Annotated in this window: 13 protein-coding genes; 6 read left to right on the top strand and 7 right to left on the bottom strand. The window is 62.0% G+C overall.

Annotated features, from left to right (window positions below; genetic code table 11):
• Positions 1–174: 174 nt before the first annotated feature.
• Entirely contained in the window at positions 175–783 is a 609-nt protein-coding gene (gene pcrP / locus TU79_RS19770) for an HAD superfamily inactivated hydrolase PcrP (RefSeq protein WP_057009579.1), read from the top strand.
• A gap of 110 nt (positions 784–893) precedes the next feature.
• The gene (locus tag TU79_RS19765; protein ID WP_057009578.1) at positions 894–1160 is read left to right on the top strand and encodes a DUF4404 family protein; all 267 of its coding nucleotides are present in this window, start codon (positions 894–896) and stop codon (positions 1158–1160) included.
• A gap of 54 nt (positions 1161–1214) precedes the next feature.
• On the opposite strand, the gene queF is transcribed toward TU79_RS19765, so the two are convergent.
• The 5 genes from queF to TU79_RS19740 all read right to left on the bottom strand — a co-directional run bounded on the left by queF (position 1215) and on the right by TU79_RS19740 (position 5897).
• A complete protein-coding gene (queF, locus tag TU79_RS19760; RefSeq protein WP_057009577.1) occupies positions 1215–2045 on the bottom strand; it encodes an NADPH-dependent 7-cyano-7-deazaguanine reductase QueF in 831 nt (276 codons plus the stop codon).
• A gap of 66 nt (positions 2046–2111) precedes the next feature.
• The gene (copI, locus tag TU79_RS19755) at positions 2112–2624 is read right to left on the bottom strand and encodes a copper-resistant cuproprotein CopI (RefSeq protein WP_057009576.1); all 513 of its coding nucleotides are present in this window, start codon (positions 2622–2624) and stop codon (positions 2112–2114) included.
• 24 nt (positions 2625–2648) lie between these two features.
• Positions 2649–3893 (bottom strand): lipoprotein-releasing ABC transporter permease subunit, encoded by a 1245-nt coding sequence (locus TU79_RS19750; RefSeq protein ID WP_057009575.1) that lies wholly within the window; start codon positions 3891–3893, stop codon positions 2649–2651.
• A gap of 62 nt (positions 3894–3955) precedes the next feature.
• Positions 3956–4639, bottom strand: coding sequence for a lipoprotein-releasing ABC transporter ATP-binding protein LolD (gene lolD / locus TU79_RS19745; protein WP_167325114.1), 684 nt, complete (start codon positions 4637–4639; stop codon positions 3956–3958).
• Positions 4640–4646: 7 nt separating this feature from the next.
• A complete protein-coding gene (locus TU79_RS19740; RefSeq protein ID WP_057009574.1) occupies positions 4647–5897 on the bottom strand; it encodes a lipoprotein-releasing ABC transporter permease subunit in 1251 nt (416 codons plus the stop codon).
• 94 nt (positions 5898–5991) lie between these two features.
• Here TU79_RS19740 and TU79_RS19735 point away from each other — a divergent pair, with 94 nt between their 5' ends.
• Both TU79_RS19735 and TU79_RS19730 read left to right on the top strand, forming a co-directional pair.
• Positions 5992–6570 (top strand): PilZ domain-containing protein, encoded by a 579-nt coding sequence (locus TU79_RS19735; protein ID WP_057009573.1) that lies wholly within the window; start codon positions 5992–5994, stop codon positions 6568–6570.
• 44 nt (positions 6571–6614) lie between these two features.
• Entirely contained in the window at positions 6615–7337 is a 723-nt protein-coding gene (locus tag TU79_RS19730) for a glycerophosphodiester phosphodiesterase (RefSeq protein WP_057009572.1), read from the top strand.
• Between the two features lie 42 nt (positions 7338–7379).
• Here TU79_RS19730 and sthA read toward each other — a convergent pair whose 3' ends face one another.
• Positions 7380–8774, bottom strand: coding sequence for a Si-specific NAD(P)(+) transhydrogenase (sthA, locus tag TU79_RS19725; protein ID WP_057009571.1), 1395 nt, complete (start codon positions 8772–8774; stop codon positions 7380–7382).
• A 213-nt stretch (positions 8775–8987) separates the two neighbouring features.
• Between sthA and TU79_RS19720 the strand changes: the two genes are divergently transcribed.
• Positions 8988–9521, top strand: coding sequence for a chalcone isomerase family protein (locus TU79_RS19720; protein WP_057009570.1), 534 nt, complete (start codon positions 8988–8990; stop codon positions 9519–9521).
• Between the two features lie 178 nt (positions 9522–9699).
• Here the strand turns inward: TU79_RS19720 and TU79_RS19715 are convergent, their stop codons facing one another.
• A complete protein-coding gene (locus tag TU79_RS19715) occupies positions 9700–11163 on the bottom strand; it encodes a glyceraldehyde-3-phosphate dehydrogenase (RefSeq protein ID WP_057009569.1) in 1464 nt (487 codons plus the stop codon).
• 340 nt (positions 11164–11503) lie between these two features.
• On the opposite strand from TU79_RS19715, the gene mfd reads away from it, so the two are divergent.
• Positions 11504–14953 carry a transcription-repair coupling factor gene (mfd, locus tag TU79_RS19710; RefSeq protein ID WP_057009568.1) on the top strand — a complete coding sequence of 1150 codons (3450 nt, stop codon included), beginning with the start codon at positions 11504–11506 and terminating at the stop codon, positions 14951–14953.
• Positions 14954–14959 lie beyond the last annotated feature (6 nt).

Genomic DNA, 14959 nt, shown 5'->3' with positions numbered 1-14959 from the left:
CTGTCATGGGCGCTATGCCCTGAATTTGGTCGTCAGTATATGACGGAAGTACCGGTTTAGGCAGCTACCTGGAAACGTCTTACAAAAAATGTGCATTTTTCTCACAATCAGCTTCGCTGTCATTTACTTGTCATGCCGGCTCGATAGCGTCAGAGCTATTTCAGGGATGTTCTGATGCCACACGCCGAGATTGCCGTCGCCACGGCCCCGTCATTGACTGCCGTGCTATTTGGCCTGAGTGGCTGCCTGGTGGACTTCGGTTCCCAGGCCCGCAGCGACTCGCCGTCCCCCGATTCCCAAGCCACCCCTGGCGCACTGAACAGTCTGCGCAGCCTGAAGGAACAAGGCGTGCCCTGCGCCTGGCTGGATGAACTGCCATCCGCGGTGACCGCGCCCCTGGCGGCTACGCTGCCCGCCTGGATCAAGGCCACATCGCCCTCCTCCATTCGCTGGCCCGCGCCCCATGCGTGCTGGCAAGCCTTGATGGAACTGAACATCGAACGCCTGGAAGGGTGCGTGCTGGTCAGCGGCGAGCCGCGTCTGCTGCAATCGGGCCTCAACGCCGGCCTGTGGACCATCGGCCTGGCTTCCTGCGGCTCACTGTGCGGCCTGGCACCCGAACAGTGGCAAGCGCTCACCGAGCAGCAACGCGAGCAAAAGCGCGGCAAGGCAACCGTGGCACTGTACGGGCTGGGTGTGCACTCGGTGATCGACCACCTCGGTGAACTCGGCACCTGCCTGGCCGACATCAGCCTGCGCCGGCTCAAAGGCGAGAAGCCCTGATCGAGAGCATGCACGGCGGGCCGCAGTGGATTAATCTACCGATCAGCCCGTAGACCTTTCGCGGCACGCCGCGGTCTATGCCAGTGCCTATCGATAAAAGGAAGAACACCATGCCTGCCCGCGAAAAACTGCAAGAACAGGTCAACATTCTGCGCGAGCAACTGGAACAGGATCCACCACTGCCGGCCGAAAAACGTGAAGCGCTGGAAGCCCTGCTTGCCAGGTTTGAAACGCAACTTGAACTGGAGCCGGCCACCCAGACGCCGAGCATTTCCGACGACGTGAATCAGGCGGCCATTGAGTTCGACGCTGATCACCCGGTTATTTCCGGGACCTTGCGCAACATCATGATCACCCTGGGCAACATCGGTATCTAAACGCTTCATGTGGAAGGGGGCTTGCCCCCTCCAACATTGGTTTTTGTGTGCAGGCTACTGACGCGCCAGCCGCACGTTCTGGAACGCCACCTCCTCAGTGCTGCGATACGGGTTGATATCCAGCCCGCCACGGCGCACATAGCGCGCGTACACCGTCAACCTTTCAGGTTTGAGCAAGCGCTGCAGGTCGAGAAAAATCCGCTCCACACACTGCTCATGAAAGTCCGAATGCTGGCGAAAGCTCACGATATATTCCAGCAGACTGGCGTGATCGAGCGCCGCGCCGCAATAGTCCACCACCACGCTGCCCCAGTCCGGCTGGCGGGTGACCGGGCAATTGGATTTGAGCAAGTGGCTGTGCACGCTCTCCTGCACCACGCGCGAATCGTCGCAGCGCAACAGTTCCGGCCGCGGATGCTCGTAGCTGCTGACGCTGATATCCAGCCCATCAATGCACATGCCGGGCAACGCCATCACGCCTTCGGCCTCGACCTCGGCCAGGCTGCGGATACGCACGCTCACCGGCTTGCCGGCGGCAAAGCTCAGGTCGTTGTGCAGCGTGGCTTGCAGGTCCTGGGAGTCGGCGAACGCGGTCTGGTTCAGCGAGTTCAGGTACAGCTTGAAAGACTTGGATTCAATGATGTTCGGCGAGTCGGCCGGGATGCTGAATTCGCCGATGGCCACCACCGGCTTGCCCGAAGGCAACAACCAGGACAGTTCGAAGCAGTTCCAGAAGTCCACGCCCTTGTACGGCAGGGTCTCGGCGCTCAGGCCCAGCTCGGCCCACTTGGCGGCGCGCGGAATCGGGAACAGCAACGAAGGGGTGTAGGTGCTGATGTATTCACTGGACTTGCCCAGCGGTGAGTGTTCGGCGGCGGGATGCATGACGGAAACCTGGCTAAATAAACCGCGCCAGTCTACCAGCCTTTGCGCCCGCCCTTAATCATCGCCTCACTCAACGGTCAGCGTGCCGACCATTCCCGCCTGATAGTGCCCCGGCAGGTTGCAGGCGAACTCAAGACCGGTGGCCTTGGCGAAGGTCCAGGTCAGCTCGGCGGTTTTACCCGGTTCCACCAGCACGCTGTTGGGGTCATCGTGCTTCATCGCACCATGGCCCATGGCAGCGTGATCCATCCTGGCCATGCCAGTGGACGTGAGCATGCCGCTGGCCAGCATCTGCAGCATTTCCTTCTGGTGCTCGGCATGCATCGCCGCGTCGCCCAGGTTGAATTCATGAAGTAACTGGCCTTTGTTGACCAGCACAAAGCGCACGGTCTCGCCGGCCTTTACATCCACGGACTTGGGCGCGAACGCAATGTCCTGCAGGGTCACCTCGACACTGCGCGTGGCGTTATCCGCCGCCGCCGAATGACCAAAGGCGTAGCCGTGCGACGCGTCGGCCAAAGCATCGACACTCAACGCCATCAGGCACCCCGCCCATAACAAGGATGTACGCAAGGTCATTTCCACGCTCCCACAATAATCGAATCAGGAATATCTCAAGGCGTGCGCCGGCTCGATTTTCGCCGCCCGGTACGCCGGGTACAGCGTGGCCAGAAAGCTCAATACAAACCCCGCCGTGCAGATCAGCAGCACATCCCCACCTTGCAGCTCTGAGGGCAGGTTGCTGACAAAATACACGTCCGAACTGAAGATATGCTGCCCGCTCACCCGCTCCAGCCAACCCACCAGCTCGCTCACGTTGAGCGCGGCAATCACCCCCAGCACGCCGCCGATCAGGGTGCCGACAATCCCGATCACCGTGCCCTGCACCATGAAGATCGCCATGATCTGCCGTGGCGTGGCGCCAATGGTGCGCAAAATCGCAATGTCCGCGCCCTTGTCGTTCACCACCATGATCAGGGTGGCAATGATGTTGAACGCTGCCACGGCGACAATCATCAGCAGCAACAGGCCGATCATGGTCTTTTCCATTTTCATCGCACTGAACAGGCTGCCCTGGGTGTGAGTCCAGTCATCCGGTTTATAAGCCGCACCGAGACTGGCGGCGATATCGGCCGAGACCTTGGGCGCCGAATACAAGTCCTTTACCGCCAGGCGCACGCTTTGCACCTGATTGGGCTGCCAATGCTGGATCTCGGCGGCGTCGGCCATATGGATCAACGCCATGGAGCCATCCAGCTCGGCACCGACCTTGAAGATACCCACCACGTTCAAGCGCTGCATGCGCGGGGTGATGCCGCCGGGGGCGGTACTGATTTCCGGCACGATCAGGGTCAGTTTGTCGCCCACGTTCAGGCGAAAGCGCCGCGCGGTGATGTCACCGATCACCACGCCGAACTCGCCGGCCTTCAAGTCGTCCAGCTTGCCCCGCACGATGTGCTGGGCCACGATCGACACCTTGCCTTCCTGTGCCGGGTCGACGCCGCTGATCTCGATCGGCTGCATGGCGCCCTTGTAGGAAAACATGCCGTCCATCTGGGTGAAAGGTACGGCAGCGGTCACTTCAGGATTCTTCATCGCCGCCGCCGCCACCGGCCGCCAATCGTCCATCGGCTTCACGCCGACGATGGTGGCGTGGGGCACCATGCCGAGGATGCGGGAACTCATTTCACGCTGGAAACCGTTCATCACCGAGAGCACCACGATCATCGCCAGCACACCCAGGGCGAGGCCGATCATCGAGGTCATCGAGATAAACGAGACAAAACGGTTGCGGCGCTTGGCGCGGGTATAGCGCGTGCCGATGAAAATCGATAACGGTCTGAACATTAGCGGGCACCGTCTGAAAAAATGAAAAAGCCCGACACGTGAAGCACCGGGCCTGAAACGGGTCAGATGGCGACCAGATGACCTTCCTGCAGGTGCAGCACGCGATCCATCTGGCGGGCCATGCTCATGTCATGGGTCACCACCAGGAATGCGGTGCGCATCTGGGTGCTCAGTTCCAGCATCAGGTCCTTGATGCCCTGGGCCGTGTGGGAGTCGAGGTTGCCGGTGGGCTCGTCGAGCATCACCAGGCCCGGGTTGTTGACCAGGGCACGGGCAATCGCCACACGCTGGCGCTCGCCGCCGGACAGCTCGGCCGGCTTGTGCTCCAGGCGATGGCCGAGGCCGACGCGCTCGAGCAACGCTTTGGCGCGCTGGCGCGCTTCGGGGATCGCGGTCTTGCCGATCAGCAGCGGCATGCACACGTTCTCCAGAGCGGTGAATTCCGGCAGCAGGTGGTGGAACTGGTACACAAAGCCCAGCGAGCGGTTGCGCAACTGGCCTCGGGCCTTTTCACCGAGGGCCGACAGTTCTTCGCCGGCCAGCCATACGCTGCCCTTGGACGGCGTATCGAGGCCGCCCAGCAGGTTGAGCAAGGTACTTTTGCCCGAGCCGGAACTGCCGACGATCGCCACGCGCTCGCCCGGATGCAACTCAAGCTGCAGGTTGGACAGCACCACCACCGACTCCGGGCCTTCCTCGTAGGATTTGCCCAGGTTGCGGCAGCTCAGGATTGCTTTTTCACTCATGCCCGATTCACTCATAACGTAAGGCCTGTGCTGGCTGGGTACGTGCCGCGCGCCAGGCTGGATACAGGGTGGCAAGGAAACTCAGGACCAACGCGGCGCCGCCCACCATCAACACGTCCTGGGCCTGAACCTGGGACGGCAGGTAGTCGATGAAGTAGACGTCGGCATTGAGGAACTTGTGACCGAGCACTTTTTCCAGCGCGGCAATCGCGGCGCTGACATTGAGTGCGGCCAGGATCCCGACCGCCGTGCCGATCAGGGTGCCGACCACGCCGATCACGGTGCCCTGCACCATGAAGATCGCCATGATCTGCCCCGGCGTGGCGCCGAGCGTACGCAGGATCGCGATATCGCCCTTCTTGTCATTCACCACCATCACCAGGGTGGAGATGATGTTGAATGCGGCCACGGCGACGATCAGCAGCAACAGCAGGCCGATCATGGCTTTTTCCATGCGGATGGCTTGATACAGGTTGCCGTGGGTACGGGTCCAGTCGCGCGCGTAGTACTCGGACTCGCCCAGGTGCTGGGCAATTTCCCAGGCGCCGCGCGGTGCATCGAACAGGTCGTTGAACTTGAGGCGCAGGCCTTGCACCTGGTCCGGCTGCCAGCGATGCAGGCGCGCAAGATCGGTGAGGTTGGTAAGGCCCAGGTAACCGTCGATCTCGCCGGCGCCGACGTGGAAGGTGCCGATCACGGTAAAGCGCTTCATGCGCGGGAACATGCCGGCCGGGGTCACGGTCACTTCCGGCGCGACGAAGGTCAGCTTGTCGCCGACGCCCACACCGAGCTTGGCCGCCGCCTTGTCGCCGATCACGATGCCGAAGCTGCCGGGCGCCAGGTCGTCGAGTTTGCCCTGCAACATGAACTTGTCGATGATCGACACGTTGCGTTCCTGGGCCGGGTCGACGCCATTGAGCAGGATTTTCTGCACCTTGCCGTCGTTGGTCAGCAAGCCCTGCATCTGGGTAAAGGGCGCTACGGCCAGCACCTTGGGGTTCTGCTTGACCCTGGCGGCCAGGCTTTGCCAGTCGCTGATCGGTGCATCGCCCTCGATGGTCGCGTGGGGCACCATGCCCAGCACGCGGGTGCGCATCTCATGATCGAAGCCGTTCATCACCGACAGCACCACGATCATCACGACCACGCCCAGGGCGAGACCGATCATCGAGGTCAGGGAAATGAACGACACAAAATGATTGCGACGCTTTGCACGGGTATAACGCGTGCCGATAAATACGAAGAGAGGTCTGAACATGTCGGGGCTTGTTCGGAGGAAAAGAAGACGTCCCGGTGGCGGGGGCTGGTCAGCAGCTTTACACTCAGACCATTGCCGCTAACTGGGGTTCGCCATGTCGACATTAGATGAAGAAGAGCGCCGCGAATACTACCGTATCGACGACATGATCGCACTTCAAATCAAAACCTTGTCGGCCCCCGAAGCGGCGGGCAAGGAAGTGTTGCTGGATGATTCACCGCTGTTCAATCTGCTCAGCGAACTGCACCTCAGCGAATTCGAAGCCCAGCACCTGCTGCGCCAGCTGAGTGAGAAGGATCGCACCCTCGCCGCCTTCCTGCGCGTGCAGAACAAACGTCTGGACCTGCTCAGCCAGATCATGGCGCGCGGCCTGCTCGATGAAGTCGGCGCGCCGCAGCCGGTGGTCATCTCCGAAGGCGGCATCGACTTCCATCACCCCGCCCCCGTGGCACCCGATTCGCACCTGGCGGTTAAGCTGGTGCTGATGCCCCAGGCGCTCGGCCTGCTGCTGCGTGCGCGAGTCACCCAGTGCACGCCACAGGACGACGGCTTTGAGGTGGCCACGGAATTCGAATCCATGACCGATGCCCAACGCCAATTGCTGGCACGCTACATTCTGCAGAAACAGGCCCAGGAACGCCGCCTGGCGCGAGAACAAAGCGACGACTTCTGAATGCGTATTCACACCGTCAGCAACGCTGGCGCAAAGGAGCAACTGTGACCCTGATTTACGGCCATCGCGGTGCCAAAGGCGAAGCACCGGAAAACACCCTGACCAGCTTTCAGGAATGCCTCAAGCACGGCGTACGCCGCTGCGAACTGGACCTGCACCTGTCCATGGACGGCGAGCTGATGGTCATCCACGACCCGACCCTCAAGCGCACCACCGACCGGCGCGGCAAGGTCGTCGAGTATTCAGCGGCGGACCTGGTGAAAATGGATGCGCGCAAAGGCGGACCCGGCTGGGTGAAGCCGTGCCCGATCCCGCGCCTGGAGCAGTTGTTCGAACAGTGCGATTTCGATCATTGGCAACTGGAAGTCAAAAGCGCCTCACGCACCCGCGCCGCGACCACCGTGCTGGCGATTCGCGAGATGGCCGTGCGCTTTGGCCTGATGGACAAGGTCACCGTCACCTCAAGTTCGCGGGAGGTATTGAAAGCGGCGGTGGACCTCACCCCGGACCTGTCGCGCGGGCTGGTGGCCGAGTACGCCTGGCTCGACCCGTTGAAGGTCGCGCAGAACTACGGCTGTGAGTACCTGGCCTTGAACTGGACGCTGTGCACCCCTGAACGGCTGGAAAAAGCCCAGCGCCAGGGTTTGCACGTGTCGGTGTGGACGGTCAACGAACCTGCGCTGATGCGCAGGCTCGCCGACTTCGGCGTAGATAGCCTGATTACAGACTTTCCCGGTTTGGCCACTGCCACCCTCGGGAATTACTGAAATCGGTCTCCCCGGCCGGCTCAGGCCACCGGCCGGAGCCGCTCAAAAAAGCCGGTTGAGGCCGTCGTAGGCGGCTACCCGATACGCTTCAGCCATGGTCGGGTAGTTGAACGTGGTGTTCACAAAGTACTTGAGGGTATTTTGCTCACCCGGCTGACTCATGATGGCCTGGCCGATGTGCACGATCTCCGAGGCCTGGTAGCCGAAGCAGTGCACGCCGAGCACTTCCAGGGTCTCGCGGTGGAACAGGATTTTCAGCATGCCTTGCGGCTCACCGGCAATCTGCGCCCGCGCCATGCTCTTGAAGAACGCCTTGCCCACTTCGTAAGGCACCTTGGCCTTGGTCAGCTCGTGCTCGTTCTTGCCGATCGAGCTGATCTCGGGAATCGTGTAAATCCCGGTCGGCACGTCGTTCACATAGCGCCAGCTGCCGTTGTCGATAATGCTGCCGGCGGCCGAACGACCCTGGTCGTGCGCCGCACTGGCCAGGCTCGGCCAGCCGATCACGTCGCCGGCGCCATAGATGTTCGTCACGCAGGTGCGGTAGTTCTCGTCCACTTCGATCTGGCCACGGCTGTTGACCTTGACCCCGATGTTTTCCATGCCCAGCTTGTCGGTGTTGCCGGTACGGCCGTTGCACCACAGCAAGGCGTCGGCCTTGATCTTCTTGCCGGACTTGAGGTGCAGGATCACCCCATTGTCCAGGCCTTCGACCCGCTCGTACTCTTCGTTGTGACGCACGGTGATGTTGTTGTTGCTGAAGTGATAGCTCAACGCCTGGGAGATTTCCGAGTCGAGGAAGCTGAGCAACTGGTCGCGGTTGTCCACCAGCTCGACCAGCACACCCAGGCCGCTGAAAATCGAGGCGTATTCACAGCCGATCACGCCGGCGCCGTAGATGATCAGCTTACGCGGCGTATGGCCCAGGCTCAGGATGGTGTCGCTATCGTAGATACGCGGGTGGTGGAAATCGATGTCCGCCGGGCGGTATGGGCGCGAACCGGTGGCGATGATGATGTGCTTGGCCACCAGCTTCTCGACCACGCCATTGGCGCAGACCACTTCGACGGTCTGCTCGTCGGCGAAGCTGCCGGTGCCGAAAAACAGGTCGACGCGGTTACGGGCGTAAAAGCCGGTACGCGAGGCCACTTGTTTGGCGATGACTTTTTCGGCGCTTTTCAACACGTCCGGGAAGGAGAACCAGCGCGGCTCACCAATCGCCCGGAACATCGGGTTGGTGTTGAATTGCATGATCTGGCGGACCGAGTGACGCAAGGCCTTGGACGGGATGGTGCCCAGGTGGGTGCAGTTGCCGCCGACCTGGCGACGGCTGTCGACCATCGCCACCTTGCGCCCCGCTTTGGCGGCGTTCATTGCCGCGCCTTCTCCAGCCGGGCCGGAACCCAGTACCACCACGTCGTAGTTGTAGACAGCCATGCGTACTCCTCAGAACAGGCCAGGCGTACGGTTGGACGCCTGGCTAAATCATGCCGCGGCCAGCGGTCATGAAGGACAATTTGGCTCACGTGTGTGAACCGGGCACAGTCTATAGAAGGCTCACCGCCGCGCACATTAACCCTTGGTCGCGTCGTAGGCCAGTCTTGCCATACTACAGCACCCAAATCAGCGCTGAATTCAGGAAGGGCCATTATGCGACAACTCTTTATCTGCTTGATGCTCATGCTGTCGATCACCGCGCACGCCAACGATGCCGACCGGCTCAGGCAAGCGGCTTTCCCGCCGCAGTTCGAGGGGCTGGTGCTGAAAAACCAGGCGGTGCTCAATTATCTCTGGGCGGATGTGTACGCGGCGGCGCTGTATGCGCCAGCGGATTCGAGCGCAGGGCAAGCCTGGGACCAGCAAAAAGCGCTGCGCCTGGAGCTCTATTACTTTCGCGACATTGACCGCAATGATGTGATCAAGGCGGCCACGGCCACGCTGGAACGCCAGCAGGCCAGCGCCCGGTTAAAACCGGAGCTTGACAAGTTGCACGCCAGTTTTCGCACTATCCGCAGCGGCGATCGCTATGCACTGGATGTTCGACCGGGACGGGGGTTGAACCTGGAGATCAATGGCAAGGTGGTGTTCAGCAGTCGCGATGAGGCGCTGGCGAAGGCCTACCTGGGCATCTGGCTGGCGCCCAAGGGCTTGTCCGACAGCCTGCGCAGAGCGTTACTCAATTGAGGAGGATGTTGACTGCCCCGCCGCTATCGGGAGCAAGCCCCCTCCCACATGTTGACTGTGTGAATGCAGTCAACATGTGGGAGGGGGCTTGCTCCCGATGAGGCCCTCACACACAACACAAATTGCCCGCCATAAAAAAGCCCCGAACCAGTCGGGGCCTTTTCATTTCAACACAGGCTTAGCGCGGAAACGCCGGCGGGTTAACCCCGGCCATGTCTTCCATCACGCGCACCACCTGACAGCTGTAGCCGAACTCGTTGTCGTACCACACATACAGCACAACGCGGTTGTCCTGGCTGATGGTGGCCTCGGCATCCACCACACCGGCGTGGCGCGAGCCCACGAAGTCGGTGGACACCACTTCCTGCGAGTGAACGTAGTCGATCTGCTTGTGCAGATCCGAGTGCAGCGCCATGTAGCGCAGGTACTCGTTCATCTCTTCACGGCTGGCGGCCGTCTCAAGGTTGAGGTTGAGAATGGCCATCGACACGTTCGGCGTCGGCACGCGGATCGCGTTGCCGGTCAGCTTGCCGGCCAGCTCAGGCAGGGCCTTGGCTGCAGCGGTGGCGGCGCCGGTTTCGGTGATGACCATGTTCAGCGCAGCGCTGCGGCCACGGCGGTCGCCCTTGTGGAAGTTGTCGATCAGGTTCTGGTCGTTGGTGTACGAGTGAACGGTTTCAACGTGGCCGTTAACGATGCCGAACTTGTCATTCACAGCCTTGAGCACCGGCACGATGGCGTTGGTGGTGCAGGACGCAGCGGAGACAATCTTGTCGTCAGCGGTGATTTCGCCATGGTTGATGCCATGCACGATGTTCTTCAGCTTGCCCTTGCCGGGCGCGGTGAGGACGACGCGGTCGATACCCGGGCAGGCCAGGTGCTGGCCCAGGCCTTCGGCGTCACGCCATACGCCGGTGTTGTCCACCAGCAGGGCGTCCTTGATGCCGTACTGGGTGTAATCCACCTCGGACGGGTTCTTCGCGTAGATCACCTGGATCAGGTTACCGTTGGCGGTGATGGTGCTGTTTTCTTCATCGATAACGATGGTGCCGTTGAACGGACCGTGCACCGAATCGCGACGCAGCAGGCTGGCGCGCTTGGTCAAGTCGTTGTCGGCACCTTTGCGCACCACGATGGCCCGCAGGCGCAGGCCGTCGCCGCCGCCAGTTTTTTCGATGAGGATGCGCGCCAGCAGGCGACCGATCCGACCGAAACCGTACAGCACCACGTCGGTGCCCTTGCGGGCGGCGGCGCTTTGCTGACCCACCACGTCGGCCATTTCTTCACGCACGAACTGCTCGGCGCTGCGGCCGGCGCCTTCCTTGCGGAATTTGTAGGCCAGTTTGCCGAGGTCGACCGAGGCCGCGCCGAGCTTGAGCTCGCTCATGGCCTTGAGCAGCGGGAATGTTTCGTGGACGGAGAGTTCGCTGTCGTCGGCGGAACGGTGACGCGCAAAGCGGTGGGCTTTGAGAATCGCGATGACAGACTGGTTGATCAGGCTGCGGCCATAGATCGAGCTCACCACATTGTTATTGCGGTACAGCTGACCGATAAGCGGGATCATCGCTTCTGCGAGTGCTTCACGGTCGATCCATTCACCAAGACACTGGTCGGGCTTCTGAGTCACGGGAACCTTCCACATGTAGGGGCTGAAAAAAGGGGCTACATTATGTCGTCCGAGTGCACGATGAGCAATGCGCCAGGGTGAACAAAAACCCCTTGCAAAAAACCACCACCCCGCCACAGCCCTTGAAATACGCGGGTTCCAGAAGGCCACCAGTGGCACGCCACGGCCGACTTGTCCGTAACCCTCCGAAATATCCACCATTTTTGGCACTACATATTGAGTCAAAACCGAGCATTGTTTGTCTTAGCCACTACATTTCCCGAAAACCGCATCAGGCACAGTCAGCAACTGACAGGCGGCACCTCTGGCCGTTACAATTACCGACTTTGTCGCAACGCTTGGAGCTCAACCTTCCGTGCCCGTCCTGCGTCTACCGCTCCTCCCTGCTGCGGCAGGTAAACAGCACTGGGGCAACCTGCCCGGTGCCGCCCTGAGCCTGGCCATTGCCGAGGCTGCCAGCGCAGCCAAGCGCTTTACCCTGCTGCTCACCGCCGACAGCCAGAGCGCCGAGCGGCTGGAGCAGGAGCTGAGCTTCTTCGCGCCGGATTTGCCGGTGCTGCATTTTCCCGACTGGGAAACCCTGCCCTACGATTTGTTCTCGCCGCACCAGGACATCATTTCTCAGCGCATCGCCAGCCTGTACCGCCTGCCGGAACTGGCCCACGGCGTGCTGGTGGTGCCGATCACCACCGCCCTGCACCGCCTGGCGCCGACCAAGTTTTTGCTGGGCAGCAGCCTGGTGCTGGACATCGGCCAGAAGCTCGACGTGGAACAGATGCGCACGCGCCTGGAAGCCAGCGGCTACCGTTGCGTCGACACGGTGTACGAGCACGGTGAATTCGCCGTGCGCGGCGCGCTGATCGACCTGTTTCCCATGGGCAGCAAGTTGCCGTACCGCATTGACCTGTTCGATGACGAAATCGAGACCCTGCGCACCTTCGATCCGGAAAACCAGCGCTCCATCGACAAGGTGGAATCGATCAAGCTGCTGCCTGCGCGGGAATTCCCGCTGCAGAAGGACGCGGTCACGCGCTTCAAGGCGCGCTTTCGCGAACGCTTCGACGTCGACTTCCGCCGCTGCCCGATCTTCCAGGACCTGAGCAGCGGGATTACCCCGGCCGGCATCGAGTACTACCTGCCGCTGTTCTTCGACGAAACCTCCACGCTGTTCGACTACCTGCCCCAGGACACCCAGGTGTTCTCGCTGCCGGGCATCGAGCAGGCGGCGGAAAATTTCTGGAACGATGTGCGCAACCGCTACGAAGAGCGCCGCGTCGATCCGTCCCGCCCGCTGTTGCCGCCCGCCGAGCTGTTCCTGCCGGTGGAAGACTGCTTCGCCCGCCTGAAAAACTGGCCGCGCGTCGTCGCCAGCCAGCAGGACGTGGACGCCGGCAGTGGTCGCGAGCGCTTCCCGGCCGCGACCCTGCCGGACCTGTCGATCCAGGCCAAAGCCACACAACCGTTGGAAGCGCTGTCCAACTTCCTCGGCGACTTCCCGGGCCGCGTGCTGTTTACCGCCGAGTCCGCCGGGCGCCGCGAAGTGCTGCTGGAGCTGCTGGAGCGCCTCAAGCTGCGGCCAAAAACCGTCGACAGCTGGCCGGACTTCGTCAACAGCAAGGAGCGCCTGGCGATCACCATTGCGCCGCTCGATGAAGGCTTGCTGCTGGACGACCCGGCGCTGGCGCTGATCGCCGAAAGCCCGCTGTTTGGCCAGCGCGTGATGCAGCGTCGGCGCCGTGACAAACGCGCCGACCACAACAACGACGCGGTGATCAAGAACCTCACCGAGTTGCGCGAAGGCGCGCCAGTGGTGCATATCGACCACGGCGTGGGCCGCTACCTCGGCCTGCAGACCCTGGAGATCGACAACCAGGCCGCCGAATTCCTCACCATGGAATACGCCGAGGGCGCCAAGCTCTACGTGCCGGTCGCGAGCCTGCACCTGATCGCACGCTATACCGGCAGCGACGACGCGCTGGCGCCGTTGCACCGCCTCGGCTCCGAGACCTGGCAGAAAGCCAAGCGCAAGGCCGCCGAACAGGTGCGCGACGTGGCGGCCGAACTGCTCGATATCTACGCACGACGTGCCGCGCGCGAGGGCTATGCGTTCGCCGACCCCAAGGCCGACTACGCCACCTTCAGCGCCGGCTTTGCCTTCGAAGAAACCCCGGACCAGCAAACCACCATCGAAGCCGTGCGCGCCGACATGCTCGCGCCCAAGCCGATGGACCGCCTGGTGTGCGGCGACGTGGGATTCGGCAAGACCGAGGTGGCAATGCGCGCGGCGTTCATTGCCGTGCACGGCGGTCGCCAGGTCGCCATTTTGGTGCCGACCACCCTGCTCGCCCAGCAGCACTACAACAGCTTTCGCGACCGCTTTGCCGACTGGCCGGTGAGCGTGGAAGTGATGAGCCGCTTCAAGTCGGCCAAGGAAGTCAACGCCGCCATCGCCGAGCTGGCGGAGGGCAAAATCGATATCGTCATCGGTACGCACAAACTGCTGTCGGACGACGTGAAGATCAAGAACCTGGGCCTGGTGATCATCGACGAAGAACACCGCTTCGGCGTGCGTCAGAAAGAACAGCTCAAGGCCCTGCGCAGTGAAGTCGACATTCTCACCCTCACCGCCACGCCGATTCCGCGCACGCTGAACATGGCGGTGTCGGGCATGCGCGACCTGTCCATCATCGCCACGCCGCCGGCGCGTCGGCTGTCGGTGCGCACCTTCGTGATGGAGCAGAACAAAAGCACGGTCAAGGAAGCGCTGCTGCGTGAACTGCTGCGCGGCGGCCAGGTGTACTACCTGCACAACGATGTGAAGACCATCGAGAAATGCGCCGCCGACCTCGCCGAGCTGGTGCCGGAAGCGCGCATCGCCATTGGCCACGGGCAGATGCGCGAACGCGAACTCGAACAGGTAATGAGCGACTTCTACCACAAGCGCTTCAACGTGCTGATCGCCTCGACCATCATCGAGACCGGCATCGACGTGCCGAGCGCCAACACCATCATCATCGAGCGTGCCGACAAGTTCGGCCTGGCCCAGTTGCACCAGTTGCGCGGCCGGGTGGGGCGCAGTCACCACCAGGCGTACGCCTACCTGCTCACGCCGCCGCGCCAGCAGATCACCTCCGACGCGGAAAAGCGCCTGGAAGCCATCGCCAACACCCAGGACCTGGGCGCGGGCTTTGTGCTGGCCACCAACGACCTCGAAATCCGTGGCGCCGGCGAGCTGCTGGGCGACGGCCAGAGCGGACAGATCCAGGCCGTGGGCTTCACGCTTTATATGGAGATGCTGGAACGCGCGGTCAAAGCCATCCGCAAGGGCGAGCAACCCAACCTCGACCAACCGTTGGGCGGCGGCCCGGAGATCAACCTGCGCCTGCCGGCGTTGATCCCCGAGAGCTACCTGCCGGATGTGCACGCACGGCTGATCCTGTACAAGCGCATCGCCTCGGCTACCGACGAAGAGGGCCTCAAGGACCTGCAGGTGGAGATGATCGACCGCTTCGGCCTGCTGCCCGACCCGACCAAGAATCTGGTGCGTCTGACCCTGCTCAAATTGCAGGCCGAGCAGTTGGGCATCAAGAAGGTCGACGCTGGGCCGCAGGGTGGGCGCATCGAGTTTGAAGCGCAGACGCCGGTGGACCCGTTGGTGCTGATCAAGCTGATCCAGGGCCAGCCCAACCGCTACAAGTTCGAAGGGGCTACGCTGTTCAAATTCATGGTGCCGATGGAACGCCCGGAAGAACGCTTCAATACCCTGGAGGCGCTGTTTGAGCGCCTCATTCCGAAATCTGCATGAAGGACG

This window comes from Pseudomonas trivialis (assembly GCF_001439805.1).
Taxonomy (GTDB): domain Bacteria; phylum Pseudomonadota; class Gammaproteobacteria; order Pseudomonadales; family Pseudomonadaceae; genus Aquipseudomonas; species Aquipseudomonas trivialis.
Note: the sequence above shows the minus strand (reverse complement) of the source record. Positions and strands in the feature narration are given on the sequence as shown.

Excerpts from the sequence above, each read along its gene's own strand:
- pcrP (WP_057009579.1), top strand. The coding sequence starts at position 175 with ATGCCACACGCCGAGATTGCCGTCGCCACGGCCCCGTCATTGACTGCC.
- TU79_RS19765 (WP_057009578.1), top strand. The coding sequence starts at position 894 with ATGCCTGCCCGCGAAAAACTGCAAGAACAGGTCAACATTCTGCGCGAG.
- queF (WP_057009577.1), bottom strand. The coding sequence starts at position 2,045 with ATGCATCCCGCCGCCGAACACTCACCGCTGGGCAAGTCCAGTGAATAC.
- copI (WP_057009576.1), bottom strand. The coding sequence starts at position 2,624 with ATGACCTTGCGTACATCCTTGTTATGGGCGGGGTGCCTGATGGCGTTG.
- TU79_RS19750 (WP_057009575.1), bottom strand. The coding sequence starts at position 3,893 with ATGTTCAGACCGTTATCGATTTTCATCGGCACGCGCTATACCCGCGCC.
- lolD (WP_167325114.1), bottom strand. The coding sequence starts at position 4,639 with ATGAGTGAAAAAGCAATCCTGAGCTGCCGCAACCTGGGCAAATCCTAC.
- TU79_RS19740 (WP_057009574.1), bottom strand. The coding sequence starts at position 5,897 with ATGTTCAGACCTCTCTTCGTATTTATCGGCACGCGTTATACCCGTGCA.
- TU79_RS19735 (WP_057009573.1), top strand. The coding sequence starts at position 5,992 with ATGTCGACATTAGATGAAGAAGAGCGCCGCGAATACTACCGTATCGAC.
- sthA (WP_057009571.1), bottom strand. The coding sequence starts at position 8,774 with ATGGCTGTCTACAACTACGACGTGGTGGTACTGGGTTCCGGCCCGGCT.
- TU79_RS19720 (WP_057009570.1), top strand. The coding sequence starts at position 8,988 with ATGCGACAACTCTTTATCTGCTTGATGCTCATGCTGTCGATCACCGCG.
- TU79_RS19715 (WP_057009569.1), bottom strand. The coding sequence starts at position 11,163 with ATGTGGAAGGTTCCCGTGACTCAGAAGCCCGACCAGTGTCTTGGTGAA.